At 53.5% G+C, this 22054-nt stretch carries 19 protein-coding genes; 12 read left to right on the top strand and 7 right to left on the bottom strand.

What is annotated here, in order from left to right:
* The first annotated feature begins 146 nt into the window (after positions 1 to 146).
* On the top strand, positions 147 to 1070 hold the full coding sequence (locus AC0YNV_RS17215; protein ID WP_475769140.1) for an aldo/keto reductase: 924 nt from the start codon (positions 147 to 149) through the stop codon (positions 1068 to 1070).
* A 326-nt stretch (positions 1071 to 1396) separates the two neighbouring features.
* Here AC0YNV_RS17215 and AC0YNV_RS17220 read toward each other — a convergent pair whose 3' ends face one another.
* Entirely contained in the window at positions 1397 to 1984 is a 588-nt protein-coding gene (locus tag AC0YNV_RS17220) for an HAD family hydrolase (protein ID WP_475769141.1), read from the bottom strand.
* A gap of 235 nt (positions 1985 to 2219) precedes the next feature.
* Positions 2220 to 3344, bottom strand: coding sequence for a GntR family transcriptional regulator (locus AC0YNV_RS17225; protein WP_475769142.1), 1125 nt, complete (start codon positions 3342 to 3344; stop codon positions 2220 to 2222).
* A gap of 199 nt (positions 3345 to 3543) precedes the next feature.
* On the opposite strand from AC0YNV_RS17225, the gene AC0YNV_RS17230 reads away from it, so the two are divergent.
* From AC0YNV_RS17230 to AC0YNV_RS17240, 3 genes are all read left to right on the top strand, one after another.
* Positions 3544 to 6273, top strand: a complete 2730-nt coding sequence (locus AC0YNV_RS17230) for an alpha-mannosidase (RefSeq protein WP_475769143.1) — start codon at positions 3544 to 3546, stop codon at positions 6271 to 6273.
* A gap of 152 nt (positions 6274 to 6425) precedes the next feature.
* The gene (gene coaD, locus AC0YNV_RS17235) at positions 6426 to 6923 is read left to right on the top strand and encodes a pantetheine-phosphate adenylyltransferase (protein ID WP_210037198.1); all 498 of its coding nucleotides are present in this window, start codon (positions 6426 to 6428) and stop codon (positions 6921 to 6923) included.
* Entirely contained in the window at positions 6920 to 7654 is a 735-nt protein-coding gene (locus AC0YNV_RS17240; RefSeq protein WP_475769144.1) for an MBL fold metallo-hydrolase, read from the top strand. Before coaD ends, AC0YNV_RS17240 begins: the two co-directional genes overlap by 4 nt.
* Before the next feature lie 79 nt (positions 7655 to 7733).
* On the opposite strand, the gene AC0YNV_RS17245 is transcribed toward AC0YNV_RS17240, so the two are convergent.
* Both AC0YNV_RS17245 and AC0YNV_RS17250 read right to left on the bottom strand, forming a co-directional pair.
* Complete coding sequence (locus AC0YNV_RS17245; protein WP_210037200.1) at positions 7734 to 8807, bottom strand: phosphodiester glycosidase family protein; 1074 nt, start codon at positions 8805 to 8807, stop codon at positions 7734 to 7736.
* On the bottom strand, positions 8804 to 9229 hold the full coding sequence (locus tag AC0YNV_RS17250) for a hypothetical protein (protein ID WP_475769145.1): 426 nt from the start codon (positions 9227 to 9229) through the stop codon (positions 8804 to 8806). Before AC0YNV_RS17250 ends, AC0YNV_RS17245 begins: the two co-directional genes overlap by 4 nt.
* Before the next feature lie 305 nt (positions 9230 to 9534).
* Here AC0YNV_RS17250 and AC0YNV_RS17255 point away from each other — a divergent pair, with 305 nt between their 5' ends.
* The 4 genes from AC0YNV_RS17255 to AC0YNV_RS17270 all read left to right on the top strand — a co-directional run bounded on the left by AC0YNV_RS17255 (position 9535) and on the right by AC0YNV_RS17270 (position 14363).
* On the top strand, positions 9535 to 11292 hold the full coding sequence (locus AC0YNV_RS17255; protein WP_475769363.1) for a glycoside hydrolase family 2 protein: 1758 nt from the start codon (positions 9535 to 9537) through the stop codon (positions 11290 to 11292).
* Between the two features lie 274 nt (positions 11293 to 11566).
* Complete coding sequence (locus tag AC0YNV_RS17260; RefSeq protein ID WP_210037202.1) at positions 11567 to 12253, top strand: GOLPH3/VPS74 family protein; 687 nt, start codon at positions 11567 to 11569, stop codon at positions 12251 to 12253.
* A 120-nt stretch (positions 12254 to 12373) separates the two neighbouring features.
* On the top strand, positions 12374 to 13138 hold the full coding sequence (locus AC0YNV_RS17265; protein ID WP_475769146.1) for an ABC transporter ATP-binding protein: 765 nt from the start codon (positions 12374 to 12376) through the stop codon (positions 13136 to 13138).
* Complete coding sequence (locus tag AC0YNV_RS17270; protein WP_475769147.1) at positions 13122 to 14363, top strand: ABC transporter permease; 1242 nt, start codon at positions 13122 to 13124, stop codon at positions 14361 to 14363. The genes AC0YNV_RS17265 and AC0YNV_RS17270 overlap by 17 nt, the downstream gene beginning before the upstream one ends.
* Before the next feature lie 66 nt (positions 14364 to 14429).
* On the opposite strand, the gene AC0YNV_RS17275 is transcribed toward AC0YNV_RS17270, so the two are convergent.
* Positions 14430 to 15734, bottom strand: coding sequence for an aminotransferase class I/II-fold pyridoxal phosphate-dependent enzyme (locus tag AC0YNV_RS17275; protein WP_475769148.1), 1305 nt, complete (start codon positions 15732 to 15734; stop codon positions 14430 to 14432).
* Positions 15735 to 15942: 208 nt separating this feature from the next.
* On the opposite strand from AC0YNV_RS17275, the gene AC0YNV_RS17280 reads away from it, so the two are divergent.
* Positions 15943 to 16728, top strand: a complete 786-nt coding sequence (locus AC0YNV_RS17280; RefSeq protein ID WP_210037206.1) for a helix-turn-helix domain-containing protein — start codon at positions 15943 to 15945, stop codon at positions 16726 to 16728.
* Between the two features lie 112 nt (positions 16729 to 16840).
* Here the strand turns inward: AC0YNV_RS17280 and AC0YNV_RS17285 are convergent, their stop codons facing one another.
* Positions 16841 to 17470 carry a pyridoxamine 5'-phosphate oxidase family protein gene (locus AC0YNV_RS17285; RefSeq protein ID WP_475769149.1) on the bottom strand — a complete coding sequence of 210 codons (630 nt, stop codon included), beginning with the start codon at positions 17468 to 17470 and terminating at the stop codon, positions 16841 to 16843.
* A 159-nt stretch (positions 17471 to 17629) separates the two neighbouring features.
* Between AC0YNV_RS17285 and pdxR the strand changes: the two genes are divergently transcribed.
* Positions 17630 to 19207, top strand: coding sequence for a MocR-like pyridoxine biosynthesis transcription factor PdxR (gene pdxR / locus AC0YNV_RS17290; RefSeq protein ID WP_475769150.1), 1578 nt, complete (start codon positions 17630 to 17632; stop codon positions 19205 to 19207).
* 265 nt (positions 19208 to 19472) lie between these two features.
* Here pdxR and asd read toward each other — a convergent pair whose 3' ends face one another.
* Positions 19473 to 20261, bottom strand: coding sequence for an archaetidylserine decarboxylase (gene asd, locus AC0YNV_RS17295; protein ID WP_475769151.1), 789 nt, complete (start codon positions 20259 to 20261; stop codon positions 19473 to 19475).
* Between the two features lie 203 nt (positions 20262 to 20464).
* Here asd and AC0YNV_RS17300 point away from each other — a divergent pair, with 203 nt between their 5' ends.
* Positions 20465 to 20749 (top strand): hypothetical protein, encoded by a 285-nt coding sequence (locus tag AC0YNV_RS17300; RefSeq protein ID WP_475769152.1) that lies wholly within the window; start codon positions 20465 to 20467, stop codon positions 20747 to 20749.
* 119 nt (positions 20750 to 20868) lie between these two features.
* Positions 20869 to 22026, top strand: coding sequence for a glycosyltransferase family 4 protein (locus AC0YNV_RS17305; protein ID WP_475769153.1), 1158 nt, complete (start codon positions 20869 to 20871; stop codon positions 22024 to 22026).
* The last annotated feature ends 28 nt before the right edge of the window (positions 22027 to 22054 follow it).

Below are 22054 nucleotides of genomic sequence, written 5' to 3' on the forward strand. Positions count from 1 at the left end.
TTTCTATAATTAAAAATATGATTTGTTTATCCGTCAAGAAGAAACGGCTAACGCCGTCCTCTGGGGGCGCAACCAGTTTCTTTCCTCAGAAATAGAAGCAAATGGTGTTATACATTCTTATATTTTAAACAAAGGAGATGATGTTCTTGAAGTACAGGACGCTCGGAAAAACGGAGCTTAAGGTATCGGTCGTCGGTGTGGGAACATGGCAGTTCGGAGGTGCATGGGGCAAGGACTTTACCCAGGACGAGGTGGATGCCATTCTGGACAAAGCCCAGGAGGTCGGCATCAATCTGCTCGATACGGCGGAATGCTACGGGCATCATCTGTCGGAGAGCTTCATCGGCAATTACGTGGAACGCAGAGGCAGCCGCGATAAGTGGATTATCGCGACCAAGTTCGGGCACAGCGCTCTGGACAAAAATAATTCCTCCCACTGGGCGGCCGATGAAGTCCGCACTCAGCTGGAGGAATCCCTGAAGTCGCTGCGGACCGACTATATCGATCTGTACCAGTTCCACTCGGGACCGGATTCGGTGTTCGACAACGACGAGCTGTGGACGATGCTGGACAAGCAGGTGCAGGCAGGCAAAATACGCAACCTTGGCATCTCGATCGGCAGCAACGATAATTTGCACCAGACGGCCGCGGCCTCGAAGGTCAACGCAAAAGCCATCCAGGTGGTCTATAATCGTCTGGATACGACTCCGGAGAATCGTGTATTCCCTTCCTGTATCGAGCAAGATCTGGGCGTACTTGCGCGGGTTCCGCTCGCAAGCGGTTATCTGAGCGGAAAATACAAGCCGGGAGCCGTATTTGCAGCTAACGACGTGCGCTCGAACCATGACAAGGAGCTAACTGCGTCCAGGCTGCGCCGGGTGGAGGAAATAAGCAGGACAGAGGTTCCCGCAAACGTCAATATGGCGGAGTGGGCCTTGGCTTGGTGTCTGAAGCATCCGGCCGTGACATGCGTCATTCCCGGATGCAAAAGTCCGGAGCAGGTGGAAACCAACGCCAGAGCGGCAAGCCTTGATCTGGTCGCCGATAATCATCCGCAGAGCGTGAGCTAATGCGTTGACTGGTCTTAAACGAGAAAGCCCGACACCGATTATTCATCGGGGCCGGGCTTTTTACTCTTATAAATGCCGGTAAGGTCTGGATGAAAAAACCTGCTGTGCCGCCAGAGAACATCAGGTTTCCTCCCGAACTGTCAGAAAATGTGTCTTATCCTTTTCTGATAGTTTTTTGGAAAGAAACTAACTGTGCTGCCAAGATGGCTTCAGTCGTTTCTTCTTAACCTAATCTGACGGGATGTATAAGTTTCACTCCTGTAAATTTCTATGTTCCAAGGAAACTACTGCACCGGCAAGGGGACGACGACAGCACTTTCTTCTTGTTAGGGCAAAAGGAGAGGGATGACCTGGCGTGCCCAGCTCCCGCTGTTGTCTGCCCGGAGCGTCTGCCAGCCCATGGACGAGGCCAGCTGCAGGTTTTCCTGCTGATCATCGACATAAAGCGTCGGACTGCCGGGCGGCAGCAGAGAGGCGGCTTGCGCGAAGATGGCGGGACCCGGCTTGGAGGAGCCGAATTCGCTTGATATCGTCATGCTCGTCAGACAATGCCTGACATGTGACAGAACAGGCAGCAGCCATTCTGCCCGATGATTGCTGAGCAGATGAATATCGAAGAATTTACTCCAATACGGTATCAGCTGCAAGGCGGGCAAGGGCTGTAAATTCGCGATGAGGAGCTCACGCGCCCGATCCTCCCGCAGAGCGGGAAATTGAACCTGCAGCCAGTTCCAAAAAGAGGCTTCCTCAGCTTTTCCATTCCATAAATCCTCCCGTATGCACCGCATATAGCCCTCAACCAGCTGATCGTGAGAGACTGCTGCTTCAGCAGCCAGTTGCTGCCATAACAAGGGGGAAAGATTAGTAACAAGTACGCCTCCCGCATCCAGAATAAGCTGGGGTCCTGCCGGCATAGTCTGGCTCCTTTCTTTGTCCGTCGTGCCGCGAGGAGCGCTCGCCTGCGCATTACGGCGCAGTATTTAAGATGGTCGACTTTAATAGACCGTTGATGGTCTGGCTATGCATGCGCAGCCTGTTTAATTCACCAGGCTTTTAAATAATCGAAAGCCTGTATCTTTCCCCGGCTGTAATAGGCCGCATGTACGACAATATCCCGTAAGGAACAGGATCGTTTGAGCTTATCTCAAGCTATTCCTGTTCTTCTGCACAAGCCCTGGTCGATTCACGGACAATCAGTTCGGCAGGAAGCACGATTTTGCGCCGCTCCTGCATGGGATTGGCCATCACGGACAGCAGCAGCCGGGCTGCTTCCTGACCGATCAGCTTATCCTGCTGGATGACCACAGTAGGGGGAACAGACCACATATCGCCATACTCCACATCATCGAAGAAGGCCAGGGACAACTGCTCCGGTATTGCGATACCCAGTCTGGCGGCCGTTCTCATCACCTCATAGCCGGTCCCGGAGTTCTCGGCAAAGATGGCCGTCGTCTCCCGATGCGTATCCAGGAAAGCTTCGATCCCGGCCGCAGCCGCTCCTGTTAACCGGTGGCTGTGAGGGGAGGGGAGCCCGCTATCGAACAGGGCCTTCTCATATCCGTTCATCCGCTCCTCTACGCTCGTCGTCCCGCTTTTTCCGGTTGCGATATAAGCAACGCGGCGATGCCCCATACGAATAAGATGAGTGGTCGCTTCATATGCACCTCCGCTGTGGTCGGAGTATACGCAATTTGCGGCGATTCCCGGCATGTCCCGGTCGATCAGGACAAGGGGAAAACGCGACAAGGTCAGCTGAACCAGCTCCTCGTTATAATGCTCGCCGTCCACCGGGAAGACGATCAGGCCTTTTACGCCCAGCCGTACCGCCTGCCGAATCCGTTCTCTCTCTGTTTCCTGGGAATCATTCGTTTTGAAAAACAGCAGGTTGTAGCCCGCCTGCACGAGCACCTCCTCGATCCCGCCAAGGATATGGGCAGTAAAAGCGTTCTGCAAACGGGGCATCAGATAGGCGATCGTTTTTCGGGTACCGGCAGGTGCGTCAGCATCGCTGCCTTCGCCGGTATAAATCGGCTTTTCCCCGATACCAGGGGCGGACAGAAAGGTTCCCTTCCCTTGAATGCGGTAAATCAAGCCTTCCTTGACAAGCTGTTGGAGCGCATTTTTGACGGTAATACGGCTCACATTAAACGTGGCGGCCAACTCATGCTCGGTCGGCAGCCGGTCGTCCTTGTTCCAGACCCCCAGCCGGATCTGCTCCAGCACGAAGGAACGAAGCTGAATATATAAAGGGATGCGTTTTTCGGATTGGGTCAAGCGATTCATCTCCAGCCTGAATTTATATAACAAATATACAAGTATACACTGTCTTTGTAAATGTTTAAAAATCGGTCTCAAAGCTATACTGTGCAAGGAAAATAAAACGATTGACGGGGAAATAACAGAGTGATAAGTTAGATTAGAATCAATAGACCATTTATTATTTGTATATTTGTTATATAAAAGGAGAGTGTATATGTCTGATTCTGCTAAAACGGTTCATGTAATCTCCCATTCCCATTGGGACCGCGAATGGTATATGCCTTATGAGAAGCATCACGTGCGCTTGATCGAGCTGATGGATACGCTGCTGGGACTGATGGAGAGAGACCCCGAATTCCGCAGCTTTCATCTGGATGGGCAGACGATAATTCTTGAGGATTATTTGCAGGTCAGGCCGGAAATGAAGGACCGGCTGGAGCATTTTATCCGCAATGGTCAAATCCAGATTGGTCCTTGGTATATTCTTCAGGACGAATTCCTGACCAGCAGCGAGGCGAATATCCGTAATCTGCTGATTGGTCTTCAGGATGCCAGCCTGTATGACAAGGTATCCAAGGTCGGCTATTTTCCCGATTCGTTCGGCAATATGGGGCAGGCTCCGCAAATTCTTCGCCAGGCGGGAATTGATACCGCGATATTCGGCAGGGGCGTGAAGCCGACCGGCTTCAATAATGAATCCTCGGGCAGCTACTCCTCGACGTTCTCGGAAATGCACTGGGAATCGCCGGACGGTTCGAAGGTGCTCGGTATTTTATTCGCCAACTGGTATCATAACGGCATGGAAATCCCTACGGATCCCGAAGAAGCGGAGCTCTATTGGAAAAGAAAGCTGAACGACGCGGAGCGGTTCGCATCAACCCCGCATCTGCTGTTCATGAACGGCTGCGACCACCAGCCCGTACAGACGGACCTGTCTGCGGCACTGAATACGGCACGCGGAATCCGGCCTGATGTGAACTTCGTCCACTCCAACTTCGATGACTATATCGCCAGTGTCAAAGCTACGATTCCGGACGACCTGGCCGTTATTCATGGCGAGCTGCGGAGCCAGCAGACCGATGGCTGGTTTACGCTTGCGAATACCGCATCCGCCCGCGTTTATATCAAGCAGGAGAACCAGCGCGGCCAGACGATGCTGGAGAAGGTGGCGGAACCGCTGGCTGCGCTCGCCGCGCTGACCGGCAAGCCCTACCCGCACCATCTGTTCACTTATGCGTGGAAGACTTTGATGCAGAATCACCCGCATGACAGCATCTGCGGCTGCAGCGTCGATGAAGTGCACCGCGAGATGATGACCCGGTTCGCCAAGAGCTACCGGGTGGCGGAGGAAATCGCCGAGGAAAGCATGAAGACGATTATTTCCAGGATCAATACGGCGGATGCCTTTGGCGGGGACGCGGTTCCTTTTGTGCTGTTTAATACGACCGGCTGGCAGCGGAGCGGCGTCGTTCATGCCAAAGTCGATATTCAGCGGCTGCCAATGGGCTCGAAGGACAGAGAAGCTCTGATCGATGAATTGAAGCGGATTAATTTGAACGATTACAAGGTCGTTGATGATAAAGGACTTTCCATACCTGCCAGTATCGAGGATTTGGGCGTCACCTTCGGCTATGATTTGCCCAAGGATAAGTTCCGCCAGCCTTACATGGCCCGCTCGGTGCGGATTACGCTTCATGCAGATGCTGTGCCGGCGCTCGGATACCGTACCTATGCGCTCGCTTATGCGCCAGGCGGAGCAGGGTCCGCAGGTTCTTCCGCGGCTGCCGAAGCCGGAGCGGAAGACTCGCGCACGATGGAAAATGAATTTCTGGCCGTGAGCATTCAAGAAGACGGCACCCTTCATGTTGTCGACAAGCGCAATGGACGGGTGTATAAGGATTTGGGCGCTTTCGACAACACGGGAGATATCGGCAACGAATATATTTACAAGCAGCCCGAAGGCGAACAGACGCTGACTACCTTCGGCCATCCGGCCGTGATCTCGCTTCTTGAGAATACGGAATTTCACACCAGCTACGAAATTGTTCATGAATGGGAAATTCCGGCGGGAGCGGATGAGAGACTGGCTCAGGAAATGGCTGAATTCGTTCCTTTTCTGCAGCGCAAGGCACAGCGCTCTGACAAGACGGTTATCCTGCGATTGAGCACGCTGGTTACGCTGGAGCAGGGCAATCCTTTTGTCCGCTTCCATACGCGCTTTGACAATCAGGCTGCGGACCACCGTCTGCGTGTGTTGTTCCCTTCTGATGTTGATGCGTCCGTTCACCAGGTTGACTCCATCTTCGAAGTGGCTGTCCGCGAGCTTCAGCCGGCAGAGGAATGGCTCAATCCAAGCAATGCCCAGCATCAGCAGGCGTTCGTGAACGTAAGCGACGGGAATGGCGGCATAACCGTTGCCAATCTGGGTCTGAACGAATATGAAGTTCTGCGCGATGGACGCAATACGATCGCCGTTACCCTGCTGCGCGCCGTTGGCGAGCTGGGGGATTGGGGCGTGTTCCCGACGCCGGAAGCGCAGTGTATCGGCAAGCATTCCGCCGAGTATCTGTTCATCCCCCATGAAGGCGGAGAGGGACGAGAGAAATCCTATGCGATGGCCTATCAGGAGCAGGTGCCGTGGATGTCGGTTCAGACTGCAGTGCAGGAGGGAACATTGCCTGCGGAACACCAGTTTGTGGAATGGTCAGGGGCGAATATGGCGCTGTCGACGGTGAAGATTGCCAAAGCGACGGGCGATCTGATTTTGCGCTGGTTTAATACGACGAATCAGCCGACCGAACTCTCATGGAGCAGCAGCCAGGCTGCCCGCTGGTATAAAAGCAATGTGATTGAAGAGGTGGTAGAGCCTCTGCCGGAAAGCGGGAGCCCGCTGCCGGTCGGCAGGGCGGAAATCGTAACGGTAGGCGGATCATTGAACGGATAATAGACGCAGTATAGGCTGCAATAGAGGCTGTCGGGTGCGCATTCATAGAATGCGAGCCTGGCGGCCTCTTGGTTGTTGCTTGTTCTAATGTTACAATGCAAGGAGAATCGGCTGTCGCCGCGCTCGGCGGCGCAGGTAAAGGGAGAATGATCATGAAGGCTGTCTATGCAGGGAGCTTTGATCCTATTACGCTTGGGCATGTATCTGTCATTGAACGTGCGTTTAAATTATTCAAAACGATACATATCGTAGTCGCGAACAACCGCTCGAAGAGTCATTTGTTCTCCCTGGAGCAGCGGACGGAGCTCGTGCAAAGCTCCATTCCGGAGTCGTATGCGGCACGGACGGTCATTGCCCCTTATGAAGGGATTGTGGCCGATTATATCAATGCCCACGGAATCGGCGCGGTGATCAGGGGAATCCGCAACGCAACGGATCTGGAGTACGAGCTACAGCTGGAGCAGTATATCCGCAATACGACGGAAGCGGAAACGGTCTATTTATCCCCTTATACGCAGCATATGCAGACTAACAGCTCACTTGTCCGGATGTTTTTTCAATCGGGCAAGCATGAGCTCGCAAGCAACTATATGGCGCAGGATGCTTATAATCTCGCATTGCTTTATGAATTGGGAGGGAAAAGAAAATGAAAATAACGGTACTGGGACCTTGGGGCGCGTACCCCAAAGCCGGAGAAGCGACAGCCGGTTATTTGCTGGAACATGAGGGGTATTCCCTTCTGATTGACTGCGGCAGCGGCGTACTGGCGCAGGTGCAGCGTTATATCCCGCTGAACAGGCTGGATGCGGTTATGATCTCGCATAAGCATCACGATCATGTTGCCGATTTGGGCTGCCTGCAGTATGCCTGCCTGATCGATACCGATCTGGGCAACCGGAGCCAGCCGCTGCCTGTTTATTTTGCCGCAGAGGCGGATAAGGACCTGACTTATCCACCGATGATGGGCACGGAGATCCACCGGATCGAAGCTGGAGAGAAGCTAAGCTTGTTCGGACTTGATTTCACCTTCTTCAAAACCTTTCATGAGGCTTACTGTGTGGGCATGATTATCAATATTGGGGACCGCAAGCTGGTGTATACCGCGGATACCTATTATGATGAATCGTTGATCGCGCATTGTGCGGAGGCCGATGTGCTGATCGCGGAAACCTCCTTCCACAAGGAGATCGCAGACGCCCGTAAATACGGCCATATGAACAGCGGAGAGGTCGGAAGACTGGCCAATCAGGCGCGTGTCAAAAGCATTGTTCTGACCCATCTGCCGCATTTTGGGCCCATCGATCAGCTTGCCGCGGAGGTTGCCGAGAACTATAAAGGACCGATCGGGACAGCCTTCTGCGGCATGGAGATCCTATTGTAAAAATCATCGATTCGTTAAGCCAATGATCATAGAGAAGCCCCGGTCGCATCGCACCGGGGCTTCTCTGCTATTGCTTCTTTTATTCGAAAAACAGGAAGTTCGTCGGGAGCGCCCGCAGCGCCCCATCCGAAGGATGGTTCACTACTCTGCCGTTGAAGACCAGTGAGGAAGAACCGCCGCCGTCCAGATTGTATCCGTCAATGGCACCGAAACGGGACAGCAGAATTTGCATCTCCGCAAGCGTCGCACCCGAGCTGCCGTTCTCATTGCGGCCATCGACGACGAGGAAGAGCAGCTGATTATCCTTATAATTGGCGATGGCCGTGCGGGGAGCGCGCAGCGGACTGCTTTTCCATTTGTCCGGGATCGTCTGCGTAATCCCGTTCTTCAGCAGAACAGGCACGAAAGAGGCGCCGAACTTCGGCTTCTCCTTGTCGAGCTGCGATTTATCCGCGTATTTGCCGCCGATCAGCTCCATTTGGTCGTTCAGGCCAACGAAGAACAAGTCCTTGTAGGTCGGCTGGAATCCGCTCAGATACTCCCCGTTGATGACCGTTGTGCTGAGCGGATAGCGTTTGCCCCGGTCGTCCGCAAAGCCGCCTGCATTTACGCCGGCAACCGCCTTATAGCGCCTGACCGCAGACAAGGTGGTTTCGGCGCTGCCATATTTGTCCTGACCGAGCACCATCTTCATGCCTTTGTCCGTCTTGAGCTTCACCTTAAGCGCATAGCCGCTGAAATTCTGCGCATGCACGGCAAACAGCTGGGCCTGCAAATTATCGGATTGGATGGTTTGCATCGGAGTGCCGATTTTTCTCGTAATGCGTCTATCATATATTTTAGCCGGACGGCCCACCTGGGCGGATGCCGTCTTGGCGATGCTGTTCATGCTCGCATTGGTAGCTTGATAAAGCGCGATTGATTTTTTCAGCGTTTGGGCCGTCGCGGTGGCTGTCTTCTTGGCTAGATCCAGATCGCCCAGAAGCTGGCCGGTCTGCTTCGTAATTGCGGGAACGGCTGCGGCATCCTTGGGATAAGCGGTGCCGGGCAGCGAAATCGACATATTGGAATACAGCAGCCATATAAACAGGCCGATAAAAGGCGCGCATGTCAGCAGACAGAAACGGTTGAATTGTTTAATGGTCATGGTCATTTCAAGACATCCAGACTTTTTTTCAGCTCGTCCAGCTCTTTCTTGACCGCGCTCATTTGCGTATACAGCTTGTTGCTGTTATCCGTTTTGTTGCTGGCATTATCCTTGGTGAATTCCAGAAGCTCGTTAAGGGCGTCCACTTTGCCTTGAACCTTGGTTATTTGACCGGAGAAATCCGTCTGAAGCTGCTTGATCCGGTTCTGGTAATCGGTCTGCATGGCGGAGATCTGCCGGGCGGTCTGCTGGCTGATCTCCAGCGTCATCTGTTCTTTGATCTGGTCGGTATACCAGATGGCTCCGGTGACGCCGCCGGCTATCAGAATGATCCATACCGATACAAAAAGCAGAAATGTCGATCTTCTTTTGCGCGGTACCGACTGCTCTTGCCGGTTGTATGTAGTTGTCTGGATGTCGGTATTCATTACATCAATCTCCTCTTAATCTTCTTTCCATAGAATAGAGACGCTGGCAGGGCAGGGAAAAGTTGCATGTTTTTTTGAACGGCTGTAGCGGATTCTTCTTACGAATCTATATTTTAGCATAAAAAAGATAGCAGGGCAGGGAAGCGGGACCGTTTTTCGGATGATTTAACAAAAACGTCATAAAAGAGTAAGAGAAAGGGAGCTTTTATTTTCAATTATTTTTTCATAACACTCTTAATATATTAAATGTTTGAAGTTCATAGATAATATGCTATACTCAAAAAAAAGCTACAGGAGGTCAAATGATGCTGCAATTTGAAGTGGACAAAGAATACCCGAGGCCGCAGTTTTATCGTCAATCCTGGATGAGTCTGAACGGAGTTTGGGAGTTCCGTTTCGACGATGAATCTGAAGGGGAGCGTGCGGGCTGGCATAAGGATGTTCCCGGTGACCGCCGAATTATTGTTCCTTTTACGTATGAGACGAAGGCAAGCGGAATCGGCGAGGAGAAGTTTCATCCTGTCGTATGGTATGAACGCGATCTGGAGATTCCGGGGGAGTGGACCGGGAAGCGGATCAGACTGAACTTTCAGGCTTCCGACTATCTGACGAAGGTGTGGGTCAATGGCACGGCTGTGGGCCGGCATGAAGGCGGTTACACCGCTTTTTCCTTCGATATTACAGAAGCATTGAGAGAAGAAGGCACCAATAAGCTGACAGTCCGTGTCGAGGACAGCAACAGCTGCAATAATCCCCGCGGCAAGCAGCGGTGGGTACCGGAGAATTTTGGCTGCTGGTATGTGCAGACGACCGGAATTTGGCAGAGTGTCTGGCTGGAGGCCGTGGAGCCGCAGTATATCGATTCAGTGAAGATGACGCCGGATGCCGACAAAGGGACGATAAAATTTGAGTATGATGTGCGCGGCAGCGAGCTGGCGGAGGGGCTGAGCCTGAAAACAAGGGTCACCTTCAAGGGAGCCTTCATCCGCGAGCTGCAGCAGACGGTCGACCGTGCCCAGACGAGCGTGGAGATGGACCTGCTGAGCGAAAATGTCGGGGAATGGAAATCGGCGCATTTGTGGTCGCCCGAGCGTCCCAATCTGTATGAGGTCGAATTCACCCTGCTCCGAAACGGTGCACCGGTGGATCATGTGCAGTCATACTTCGGCGTCCGCAAAATATCGATTCAGAATGCCCAGGTGCTGCTCAACGGAACGCCGCTCTATCAGCGCCTGCTCCTGGACCAGGGCTATTGGAAGGATTCGCATCTGACGGCGCCTTCAGCCGACGCGCTGATCGAGGATATCGACAAAGCGATGGCCTTCGGCTACAATGGCGTGCGCAAGCACCAGAAGGTGGAGGATGCAAGGTTCCTTTACTGGTGTGACCGTAAAGGTCTGCTCGTCTGGTCGGAAATGCCGGCTGCTTATGAGTTCAACGACGATGCTGTGCAGCGTTTTACCCGGGAATGGATGGACGCGGTGCGCCAGAATTATAACCATCCAAGCATCGTCACCTGGGTGCCGTTCAACGAATCATGGGGCGTCGGCAGTATTGCCAGCGACTACAAACAGCAGCAGTTCACCGTGGCGATTTATCATCTGACCAAAGCATTCGACGCCATGCGCCCGGTTATCGTCAATGACGGATGGGAGCATACAGTATCGGATATTATCACCCTTCACGATTATGAGGAGCGGGGAGAAGCATTCGCGGCCTGGTACGCGGACAAGGACGCGATTTTTGACAAAGCGTTCAACCGAAGTAAATTCGCCATGGCCGGAGGCTATGCGTACAAAGGCCAGCCCATCCTGATCAGCGAATATGGCGGAATTGCCTTCAATTCGGAGGAAGGCTGGGGCTACGGCAACCAGGTGAAGACGGAGGAGCAGTTTATCGAGCGCTTCCGCAGCATTACAACGGCGATCAAGCAGCTGCCCTATGCATGCGGGTTCTGCTATACCCAGATCACCGACGTTCAGCAGGAGGTTAACGGCTTGATGAATATCGACCGCGAGCCAAAAATTGATCCGCAAATTATAAAAGCCATCAATCTTGCCTAAGAAATAACCGGATGCTTCTTGGCCAGTCCGCCGTCATAAACTTATGACGGCGGACTGGCTTTTTGAACGATCAGAATCTATAAAAATTCTTATCCTTTTTCAGATATTTTTATGAGCTGAAACTGACTTTACCGCCAAAGGGACGGTGTCAGCCTTTTTCTCTTAACTGGCAGTGTCATGGGCATTTCGCCTTAATTGCAGGTAGGGCGTTTCTTCTGCGGAGGGGTAAGTGTAAGAAAAGATACAGATGCAAAAGCTGGAAGGGGGATTTGTTATGGGTGGAGAGTTGACACTGGCGCAAGAGTTCGTCTTAATGGCTGTCCAGGTTCAGCCGAACAACAAAAGCCGTCTGTATCGTTCCTATTTGCAGATCTATTCCATCGGCGGAGCAATTATTGAAATGCTGCTGGACGGCCACATTACCTGGAATAAAAGGGAACAGCTGGTCGAGGAAACGCCCTGCGCCTGCCAGTGCAGCGGTAAATCCCAGATTCTGGAGTTGATCCGAAGTACCCGGAAGCTCAAGACGATGAGAGCCTGGATGAGCTATTTTGCTTACCGGACCAAAATCCGCGAGAATACGTTCGAGAAGCTTGTAGAGCCTCTATTGATAGACGGGCAGCTCCGTGAGGAGAAGATCAAAGTGATGCTGATCTTTACTTCCAGACGCTATATCGTCAGCTCGCCCGTCAAAGATGCGATTATCCGCCGGCTCAGATATGAGCTGCTGGAGAATGGAGAGGTCGATGAGCAGACCGCAGCCCTTGCCATGCTTCTGGATGTCAGCAAGCAGTTAAGGAGATTTTTCTCCGAATACGAGCAAATGGAGCTGAGCAGGAAGCTTGAGAACCTGCATACCGAGCAAAGCGGCAACTGGAGAGCCATTGAGCAGATAAAAAAAGCGATCCGGGACATGGAGGCAACCTCCGCGGCTATTATCACAACCACTTCTTCCGCCTGATGAAGACAGAGGGCTCTTGACTGGTTATCGTGAATGACTATAATGGGCATCCGGGCGGATCCCTGGCGGATTTCGCTTGGATGTTATTTTTCGGTATAATAGCTATTGAGGTGAGTAGTGATGGAACCGGTGTTGCACGTACAACATTTAACAGGCGGATATAGTCCGCGAAAGCCTGTGCTGCATGATCTTTCCTTTGAGGTGCGCCCCGGGGAAATGATTGGCCTGATTGGGCTCAATGGTGCTGGTAAAAGCACAGCTATCAAGCATATTCTGGGGCTGATGCAGCCGCATAAGGGCGAGGTCCGCATTCAGGGCCATACGCTTGCGGAGCAGCCGGAGCATTACCGCAGCGCGCTAGCTTTTGTCCCGGAGACGCCGCTGCTGTTTGACGAATTGACGGTGGAGGAGCATCTGCGTCTGACCGGAATGGCTTACGGGATGGAGGAATCCATCTATAAGGAACGTACGGAAAGCCTGCTGGATGATTTCTACATGACGGGCAAAAGGCGCGCATTCGCCGCGCATTTGTCCAAGGGAATGCGCCAGAAGGTCATGATTATGAATGCCTTGCTGGCCCGTCCGCCGCTCTATATCATCGATGAGCCCTTTCTGGGCCTGGATCCGCTCGGTATCCGTTCCCTGTTGGATCAGCTCGTCGAGGTCACCCGGCAGGGATCTTCTGTATTTATGAGCTCGCATATTTTGTCTACGGTCGAGAGCTACTGCCATCGGTTTATCGTCCTCCATCAAGGCAGAATTATCGCCCAGGGGACGCTTGAGGACGTTTGTGCGGCGGCAGGTCTGGCAAGGGGCGGCGAATCGCTGGAGGAAGCTTTCTACCGGCTTGTCGCGGATGGGGGATCCCATGGACCGGTCAGTTGAGACATTGTGGAGCACGCGTGCGCGCGCTTTTTGGAAAGAGTCGATGCCATACATAAGCTCTATGGTCCAGAGCGGCGTGCCGCTGGTGACCTCGTTTCTGCTCATTGCGGGCTTTGCCGGCTACACCACGCTGATTCACCAGGTGAGCCTATCTTTCCCTTTTGCGTGGGTCGGCGTGATTGTGCTGACGCCTGTTGTGTGCTGGAATCCTTTGCGGACGTGGCTGCGGGAAGCCGATACAGTGTTTCTCGTGCCCCGCGAAGCGCAGATGGGCCGATATCTCAGGCGATCTTTCCTTTATAACGGAATTACAGGGCTGATCGGGGCGGCCGCCGTTTGCCTGGTGTACAGCCTTCTTTATGTGAAAGGGCCGGGCCTGGTTGTCTGGCAGCTGCTGCTGCTTGCGGTTCTTGTCATGAAACTGCTGAATGCCAGAGCAGCCTGGAGAGAGCGGCAGCTTGCCTGGATTGGCTCGAGGCGCGGCATGCGGGTTCTGCGGTGGATTGTCACGGCGGTGGGTGTGGCCGTATTATTGAAGGCTGAGCCTTGGCTGGGAGCTGTCTATATGATCGCGGCTGTTGGTGTAATGGCTCTGATCTACCGCGGATTGCGAAGCTATCCGATGCCCTGGCTTACGCTGATCGCGGATGAGAATGCCACGCGGCGGCGGTTCAATACATTCTTCAGCGCTTTTGCGGATGTGCCGGCAGAGAACGCCCAGGTATCCGCGAGGAGGTACATGTCATGGCTCCCGGCGCGGCTGACTTTCAGCAAGAAGAACGCCTTCGCTTATTTATATGCGCATACACTCATTCGTACCGAGCTTGGTTCAATCGTGCTGAGGCTGACTGTTTTCGGTATCTTCGCCAGTTTTCTTGCCGCTAATTCGGCGCTATGGTCGGGCTGGGGTTCTGCCGGTGTGTGTCTCCTGCTGCTGTGGCTTGCGGGCATACAGCTCAGTTCGCTCGTGCAGTCGCACCGCCATTCCGTCTGGCGCCATCTTTATCCGCTGCCGGACGAATCGCGTTTGTCGGCGCTAATCAAGGTGGACCGCACCGGATTGCTGCTGTGCGGGGCGCTGATCTGGCTGCCGCAGGCGATACTTCTGCCCATTCGCGGATATCCGATTCCAGCCGCAGCTGCGGTTCTGCTCATTATCTTGTACGTGTTTGGCTTGCGGCCGGCCCGAACGAAGCGCAGCTTTTTGGGCGAATCTGATGATTGACCGCTCTTGCTTCTATAAAAAAAAAAGCAGGGCCGGTCTCCTGGTCCTGCTTGCAGATAGTGCTGTTTATTTGCTGGCTACGGCAATGTCCTGTACCGCTTTATAGATGGTATCGAACAGTTCCTCCAGGTCCGGCTGCTCAATGCAGGAGAAAGCAACGCGCAAATCCGTTTCTCCAAGCGCGATTGTACCCACGCCGTATTCGTCCAGCAGCCGGGTCCGCACTGACTCGGCGCTTATGCCGGTCAGCTTGAGGCACATGAAATATCCGGAATTAAACGGATAGTAAGACCACACATTGCCATAGCGTCCGCTGTCGAGCAGTTCCTTTACGCGGTTGGCACGGCCTTTCATGATGGCAGCCTTCTCGGCCTTCTGCACATCGAATTCCGGCGACTGCAGCGCACGCAGCACGAAGGTCTGCGATGGATGCGGGCCGCTTGAAATCGTCGCGCGGATGATTCCCAGCGTCTTTTGTTCCAAAGCCGCAAGCAGAGCTGCCGATTGGGATGCGTACGTAATGAACCCTACGCGGAAGCCCCATACATATTCTTCCTTCGTTGCCCCGTCCACTTTAACAGCCAGCACTCGCGGATGCAGATCGGATAATTGGCCGAACAGCGATTCGTGCATGGAGTCTTCGAAGAAGAGTCCGAAATAGGCATCATCCGTCACCACGACAACGTTAACTCCCGCCTCGGCGGCATCGCGGATCGCAGCGACAATTTCTGCGCCTTCCGCAGCGCCTGGCGTATAGCCGGTCGGATTGTTCGGGAAATTCAGGAGAACGATCGCTTTGCCTTTGTTCTTCTGATCCAGCAGCGCTTGCCTTAGCCCCTCGCTGTTGAACCGGTCCTGTTCATTATATAGAGGATATTCCACCATAACCGCACCGCGGCGGATACCGAAAGTCAATTCGTAGTTCTCCCAGTTTTTGTCAGGAATAATAACCGCGTCGCCGGGATCCGCGAACAGGTCAGCGACAATACTCAGGCCATGAGTAAGGGCGTTTGTCACGATTGGATTGCTGAAGGATTTGTTTGCAAGCGACGGATTCTCCACCACCATCTTGTTTCTCCATGCCGTGCGCAGCTCGGGCTTGCCTGCGGGGGGAGCATATTCATAAATGTCCTTCGGACTATACGCGGACAATGTGTCTTGGATCACCTTCAAATGCATCGGCTGTCCGCCTTCAATGGCGATGCCGATCGTTGCATTGAATTTCTTCGCCTTCGCTTTTGCTTCGGCCGACTGGCTCAAAATGCCTTCCTTTGGGAAATAGATCGCTTTGCCAAGTGAGGACAGCATTGCATAAATGTTAACATTTTCTCGCTCAATCGTCTCGTTCAACTGCTGGGCAAGTGGGTTCATGGAATTCATTCATCCTTCCAAAATAGATCATTCAACCGTTCATGGGGCAACGGAAGTCTTTTAGCTGATATTATATCACTTTTAAGCTGTGGTAGGCCATCATGAACAGGATTTTTTTGCGCCGGGTTGCGAAGCGTTTTTGCGCTGGTGTATGATGACAACGGTACGCCTTATTGCTGCTGTACTTGTTCGCCTAGGAGGAGTTTGTATGCTGCATTGTAATGCCTCGTCCTTCGTACTGCTGCCCTCATTTGCCAAGATCGTCTGCGAGCCCGGCTGGAAATGGCAGAAACGCGAGAGGCCTATTCCCAATTTTGATTTGTTCTATATATGGAGCGGCCAAGGGGAACTGGAATTGAACGGAAAAACCTATCCCATCTCCAAAGGCAGCTGTTTTCTGTTCCGCCCCGGAGATTATACGAGCGCAACGCATAACCCGCAAATGCCGCTCGTTCTGACCTATATTCATTTTGCCGTCAAGGAATCGATCGATATCATTCCGCAGTCTTACCGGGTGCTGAATGAAACGGTTGATTTTGAGCATATGCTTTCCCGTTATGTGAGGCTCTTCCTGGTCAAGACTTACGCAGCGGAGGAAGAAGCCCAGCTTATTCTCAAGCAGCTGATGATTCATCTGCTGCGCGAGGATCGCGAGGGACCGGTTGAGCGCAAAGCCAGTAACCAATTGACGGAAGCGATTCACGAGATCGCCAATTATGTCAGGCAAAATCCCGGGATTGCCCATCGCGTGGAGGACTTGGCGCAGCGCGCGCAGCTGTCCCCGCGGTATTTCTCCATCAAGTTCAAAGAAATGATCGGCTCCTCGGTGCAATCCTATATGATCCGGACCCGAATTGAGCGGGCCCAGCATCTGCTTATGCACGCGGGCATGAATGTGACGGAGGTGGCCGACGCGTTGGGGTACCGGGATATTTTCTTTTTCAGCCGTCAGTTCAAACAATATACCGGGAAAAATCCCTCCGAAATCCGGTAAGGTCGGCAATATGCGAAACAAACAAGGCTTCATCTGCAGTTATGCTGCGGGTGAAGCCTTGTTTGTTTGCGGATCAGCGTTAGAGTTAAGTCCCTCAGGCCGTTATAGGCGGCTAGTCCCCCGTATGATGAGGACAGTAGCGCCGCATCAGCTCGATCGTTTCGGCATCCGTCGGCAGCCCGCGTTTCTGCAGACCCTCCGTCAGCGCTTCGTGGTCTTTGGGTTTGAGGTTTTGGCCGAATTTGAATTTCCCTACCACCTTCGAGGCATCAATACGGACCAGGGAGACGCCCTTCAGGCGGGGGATATAATCGTTATCGCGGGCATCGATTGTTTTATACCCGCCCTCAGGCTGAAGCTTGCGCATTAGCGCCCCCAGCACCTCCGCTTTCTCCTGAAGATCGTTGACGACAACGGCTTGGCCGTCAATGCGGACGGATTTGAAATAGGAGGTTGCCGGACAGGCCATAAGCGGATCCGAGAAATAAGAAGGGATGATGGCAAATTCCTTGGCGACCGCGAAGGTAACGGATGCCTCCTTCTTCAGATTGCCCATCTTCTCGCCGGCCCGGCTGCCGTGAAAATACAGGCTCCCGTTGTGGTATACGTAATTTAGCGGTGTGACGCAGGGAGAGCCGTCCGGATCGACGGTACCCAGAAATCCGTAGCTCATTTCATGCAAAAAGCTGTCCAGCTCCTCCTGGTTAACCTGATCGTTCATTTCAAATTCCTGTCGACGCATGGGATACCCCTTTCGTTCTTCCTCATATGCTTGAAGTCCTGTTATCGCCTATGGCGGCGGCACTCGTTTCTTCCAGACCAGCGTACTGCACTTATTGACAATTAAAAAGATCCAATTTAGAGTGAATTTAATATACCACTTGGTTGGGAGCTGAAGAAGGTGGACCTGCGGATTGCGTATGACCGTTACTACAGGGAATTGGGAAAGAAAACGGAAGCCCTCTATCAGGCGCTTCGGGAAGCCATTATTTCCGGATCGCTGGCCGAGGGCTTGCGGCTGCCATCGAGCCGCAAGCTTGCGGAGTTGTATGGGTTGTCGCGGGGGGCAGTCAATCTGGCATACGATACGCTGCTTGCCGAGGGATATGTGCGGACTGAAGCCGGCAGCGGGACGTTCGCTGCCTATCGTTCTTCCTCTGCGCCGGATTTGTCCGGATCAGGCCATGTGCGGGGAGAGCAGGCCGCGAATATTCCGCTTTCGGAGTGGGCGCAGCGGCTTGTACGGGATGCGGCTGCCAGAGCCGAAAGGGAAGAGAAGCCCCGCAGGGAGAGAACCAATCCAAAGGGTCAGCAGAAGGCAATCGGACAAGCTGAGTCTGGAGAGTACATGCAGGCCAGTGAACGGGCAATGTTTCGGGGAGAGCCTGACCCTCCCATGATCGACTTTGGCATTGGTCAAGTGGACCCGGAGCTCTTCCCCGTTGCGGAATGGAGAGCTTCGTTATATGCGGAGGTCCGGGAGATGACGGGGAATTGGCCCAATCCTGCCGTGCCGGTAGAAGGCTATCTGCCGCTGCGCGAGGCCATTGTTCAGGAGCTGAGGAGGGAAAGGGGCATTCATGCATCTGTTTCGCAGGTGTTTCTGACCAGCGGCTCCGCTCAGGCGATCACCCTGCTGAGCATGCTGCTTGTTACACCGGGAACGCCGGTAGTCCTAGAGAATCCCGGTTATTCCGGGATGGCATTGGCTGTCCGTGCCGCCAGCGGCGTCATAATTCCCGCAGCGGTCGATGACCAGGGGATCCAGCCTGACGATTGGCCGGCCAAGCTGCTGTTCGTTACGCCGACGCGGCATTTTCCAAGCGGCGCCGTCCTGTCTGCTGAGCGGAGGAAGAAGCTGCTGGATTGGGCAGTGAAACAGCAGGCCGTCATTATTGAGGATGATTACGACAGCGAGCTTCGCTGGGGCGGACGTCCCACCGAACCGCTGAAGGCATTGGATCGGAAGGGGTGTGTGGTTTATGTCGGCACCTTCTCCAAGACGATGTTCAACGACCTGAGAATCGGTTATGTCGTGGTGCCGGAATCGCTTGCGGAACCGTTCCGTCTGGCAAAAGCATTAATCGAGCCGCGGCCTGCAGGACTTACGGAACAGCGGGCGCTCGCAAACTTTATGAACAGCGGCAGCTATGCCAGACATCTGCGAAGGATGAAGCGCGTATGCGGGAGAAGGCTGATCCGGCTGCGCGAGCAGATGAACGGACGGCTTGACTGCTGGTTCCGGATCGTTCCTGTCGATGCAGGGCTGCATCTGTACGCAGAGTGGCGGGGTGAAGGGCGTGACTATGAGCGGTTCAGAGAGGCCTGCGAAGACGCGGGGGTGCGTTTTACGGATGACAGCAGTCTATGGCTGAACGCGCCGCAGGGCCGGGCGGGAATGTTCGGCTTTGCCCATTTGCCGGAGGAACTGCTCGATATTGGAGTTTGGCGAATGGAGCAGGCCGCGAGTGTGCTGTAAGGCGCTTGAGCTTGGGACTTGCCGGATTGTAATGGGGTAGACGAGGAGCGTCCGGTACAGAGCGATACGGATGGAGCATAACATGGGTGACAGGGTAGCCGATTGAAAAAAAGCGTCATACGGGGTGGCAGCGATCATCGGAATGATTCTGTCAGGCGCAGGACGCTTTGTTAACTTATAAGAAATTAAATATGTTCTTCATAACCAGCTTATATTTTTGAGAAGCCAAAAGGGATCGACCCTAATTCGCTTACGCTACGGGCTGCTACTTTTCCAGCAGGATGCCAAGCTTTTCGCCTACTTTTACCATAAGGCCTGCCTGCAAATCGTCACGAGCTGAGAAGGTATCCTCTTCGGTCAGGAGAACGACGGTTGAGCCGAATTCGAAGTAAGCAAGCTCTTCCCCCTTCTCCACTTTATTGTGGAGAGGCTCCACATATTTAATGCTGCTGACATTCATGGCCCCCACTTTGACGACCGCTGTTTCAGCATGAGCATGGCGGATATATGTAATCAGCCGTTCGTTGCGGCTCAGTACCCTGCGCATATTGCGCAGGCCGAAGTCGTTGACGGGATATACTTTTCCGGGGACATGCTCCCTTTCAACAATGGTGCCCCCCACAGGGGTATGAATCCGATGATAGTCGGTAGGGCTCAAGTAAAGCACAATATAGTAGCCGTTCTTGTAATTCTCCACTCGGGGGGAACGGTTCAGCAGCTCTTCTACCGTGTAATCCTGGCCTTTGACATTGAGAATCGTGCCAGCCTTGATCGGCCCGCACCCCGTGATCAAAGCATCGACCGGACTGACAACGGCATCTGTGTCCGCATGGACTATACGCATACCGGGCTTTAATCTTCTGGTGAAAAATTCATTGAGCGTGCTGTATTCATCAAGCCTTTTCTCGGCTTCTTCTACGCGGATCCCATACATGCGGGCAAATCTGGGAATAAAGCGCCGGCTTGCGGGCGACTGGGCAAATCGACCGGTTAATCGCGAAATCCATTTGCGCGAGCTCAGCTCGGTCATCGATCGAAGCAGCCATTGGGTCATGCCGGGAATTCACGTCCTCTCTCACTTGCACTTACTATAAAATAGCAGAAAGGCTAAGCGTTTGCCTAGCCTTTTATGATCGTTCTTTCGGACTCTTCGGATATAAGTGTGACATATCGCCTCTTATTTATCAACAGCGGACGCTTGCAGGCAGGTTTAAGGCTTGCCATTGTTGCAAATGCTGGCTAATGAGGTGAAAGCTGATGGTGATTTTAATCCCGGTAGGTCTGATTATTGGAGGCTGCCTGCTGTACGGTTTGAGCGAGTGGAAGCGCGGGCTGGAAAAGACGATCGATGCGATCGCATTGGTGGCTTATATGGGATTCTTCTCTTTGACTGCGGCAAGCGCGGTACAGACGTATTTGGATGATACGGTATTCATGACGCAGGTACATGAGTTTCTGCAGGATCCGGTTTTTCACGCCTGCGGCGCTTATCTGGGACCCTACGGATTAAGTCTGCTTATTGAGAAGCTGCTGCGCCGATAGGCCGCTTCATCGGTCATGTCCCTAAATAGGACAATGCCGGGTTCACGGAAGGTACGAGAAACGTATGCTGAACTATCGGGAAACCAAAGTTGAGGCTTCTTAAGGGAGGAGCTGATTGTATGAGAAGCCCCAAAATCGCATTTGTAACTCCGGGTACATTTCCGCTGCCATCACCGAACAGCAGCTCGGTCGAACGCGTTGTCGAGAAGCTTGTGCCGCTGGTCGGAACGTCAGTGCAGGCACGAATATATGGTCGGAGCAGCCGGAACCTGCCTCGTCTGGGGAGTTTCAACGGCGTAATGTGCGAACGGTTCCCTGCGGTCAATAGAGGCCATTATGCACAGCGGGTCGGACAGTCGATCAGGCGGTTTAAGCCGGATATTACCGAGGTTGAGAACCGTCCGGGATTGGTGCTGAAGCTCAAGAAGCTCCGGCCATCCGGCCGGTATTGGCTCCATCTGCATTCGTCAACCTTTATCGGGCAGAAGACGATCCGGCCATCCGTGCTTTTTCGCAGCTTCCAGACGGTGGATAAGATTCTTGTGAACAGCGAATATTTGCGTGAGGTGGTGGCAGCCCGTGCGCCGGCTTACGCGCATAAGCTGAGAGTCATCTATCCAGGAGTGGACACGGAACGCTTCCAGTCCCAGTTCACTCTGAACGGTGCCTTTCACCGGAACCAGCTGCGCACCGCACGGGGATGGAACGGGCGCAGCGTGATTCTGTTCATGGGGCGGCTAATCCCAATGAAGGGTGTCCATCATCTGCTGCGGATGATGCCGGAACTCGTTCGGCAGCACCCTTCCGCATTGCTGGTCATTGTGGGCGGGGCTTTCTATGGGTCGACCAGGCAAACGTCTTACGTACGGGAACTTCATCGAATGGGCAAGCACCTGCGGGGGCATGTGCAGTTTATCCCTTATGTTCCTTACTCGGAGGTTCCGGACTGGTTTCTGAGTGCGGATGTAGCTGTTGTGCCTTCCGGCAACCGCGAGGCATTTGGTCTCGTGAATGTGGAGGCAATGTCCTGCGGCCTGCCGGTGGTGGCGACCAGGGCGGGAGGCATAAAGGAAATTATCGAGGATGGCGTCACTGGTTTTCTTGTGGAGCCGTCAGAGGTAGAGCAGCAGATGCGCGACAGACTGCTTATGCTGCTTCGCAACGACCATTTGAGAATGGCGATGGGGGTCAGGAGCAGGGATCGGGTCGAGCAGCACTTCACATGGCGCCATTCCGCGGCACGTTGGCTGGAATTGCTGAATGAGAGCGAATTCTGACGAATTTATACTTGTCAAATGCCGGGCA

Source organism: Paenibacillus sp. JT31N11, assembly GCF_056269285.1.

Bases quoted from the DNA above. Each gene is read 5' to 3' on its own strand.
- AC0YNV_RS17220 (WP_475769141.1), bottom strand. From the start codon at position 1,984: ATGCCGGCAGGACCCCAGCTTATTCTGGATGCGGGAGGCGTACTTGTT.
- AC0YNV_RS17230 (WP_475769143.1), top strand. From the start codon at position 3,544: ATGTCTGATTCTGCTAAAACGGTTCATGTAATCTCCCATTCCCATTGG.
- coaD (WP_210037198.1), top strand. From the start codon at position 6,426: ATGAAGGCTGTCTATGCAGGGAGCTTTGATCCTATTACGCTTGGGCAT.
- AC0YNV_RS17240 (WP_475769144.1), top strand. From the start codon at position 6,920: ATGAAAATAACGGTACTGGGACCTTGGGGCGCGTACCCCAAAGCCGGA.
- AC0YNV_RS17245 (WP_210037200.1), bottom strand. From the start codon at position 8,807: ATGACCATGACCATTAAACAATTCAACCGTTTCTGTCTGCTGACATGC.
- AC0YNV_RS17250 (WP_475769145.1), bottom strand. From the start codon at position 9,229: ATGAATACCGACATCCAGACAACTACATACAACCGGCAAGAGCAGTCG.
- AC0YNV_RS17255 (WP_475769363.1), top strand. From the start codon at position 9,535: ATGCTGCAATTTGAAGTGGACAAAGAATACCCGAGGCCGCAGTTTTAT.
- AC0YNV_RS17260 (WP_210037202.1), top strand. From the start codon at position 11,567: ATGGGTGGAGAGTTGACACTGGCGCAAGAGTTCGTCTTAATGGCTGTC.
- AC0YNV_RS17265 (WP_475769146.1), top strand. From the start codon at position 12,374: ATGGAACCGGTGTTGCACGTACAACATTTAACAGGCGGATATAGTCCG.
- AC0YNV_RS17270 (WP_475769147.1), top strand. From the start codon at position 13,122: ATGGACCGGTCAGTTGAGACATTGTGGAGCACGCGTGCGCGCGCTTTT.
- AC0YNV_RS17275 (WP_475769148.1), bottom strand. From the start codon at position 15,734: ATGAACCCACTTGCCCAGCAGTTGAACGAGACGATTGAGCGAGAAAAT.
- AC0YNV_RS17280 (WP_210037206.1), top strand. From the start codon at position 15,943: ATGCTGCATTGTAATGCCTCGTCCTTCGTACTGCTGCCCTCATTTGCC.
- AC0YNV_RS17285 (WP_475769149.1), bottom strand. From the start codon at position 17,470: ATGCGTCGACAGGAATTTGAAATGAACGATCAGGTTAACCAGGAGGAG.
- asd (WP_475769151.1), bottom strand. From the start codon at position 20,261: ATGACCCAATGGCTGCTTCGATCGATGACCGAGCTGAGCTCGCGCAAA.
- AC0YNV_RS17300 (WP_475769152.1), top strand. From the start codon at position 20,465: ATGGTGATTTTAATCCCGGTAGGTCTGATTATTGGAGGCTGCCTGCTG.
- AC0YNV_RS17305 (WP_475769153.1), top strand. From the start codon at position 20,869: ATGAGAAGCCCCAAAATCGCATTTGTAACTCCGGGTACATTTCCGCTG.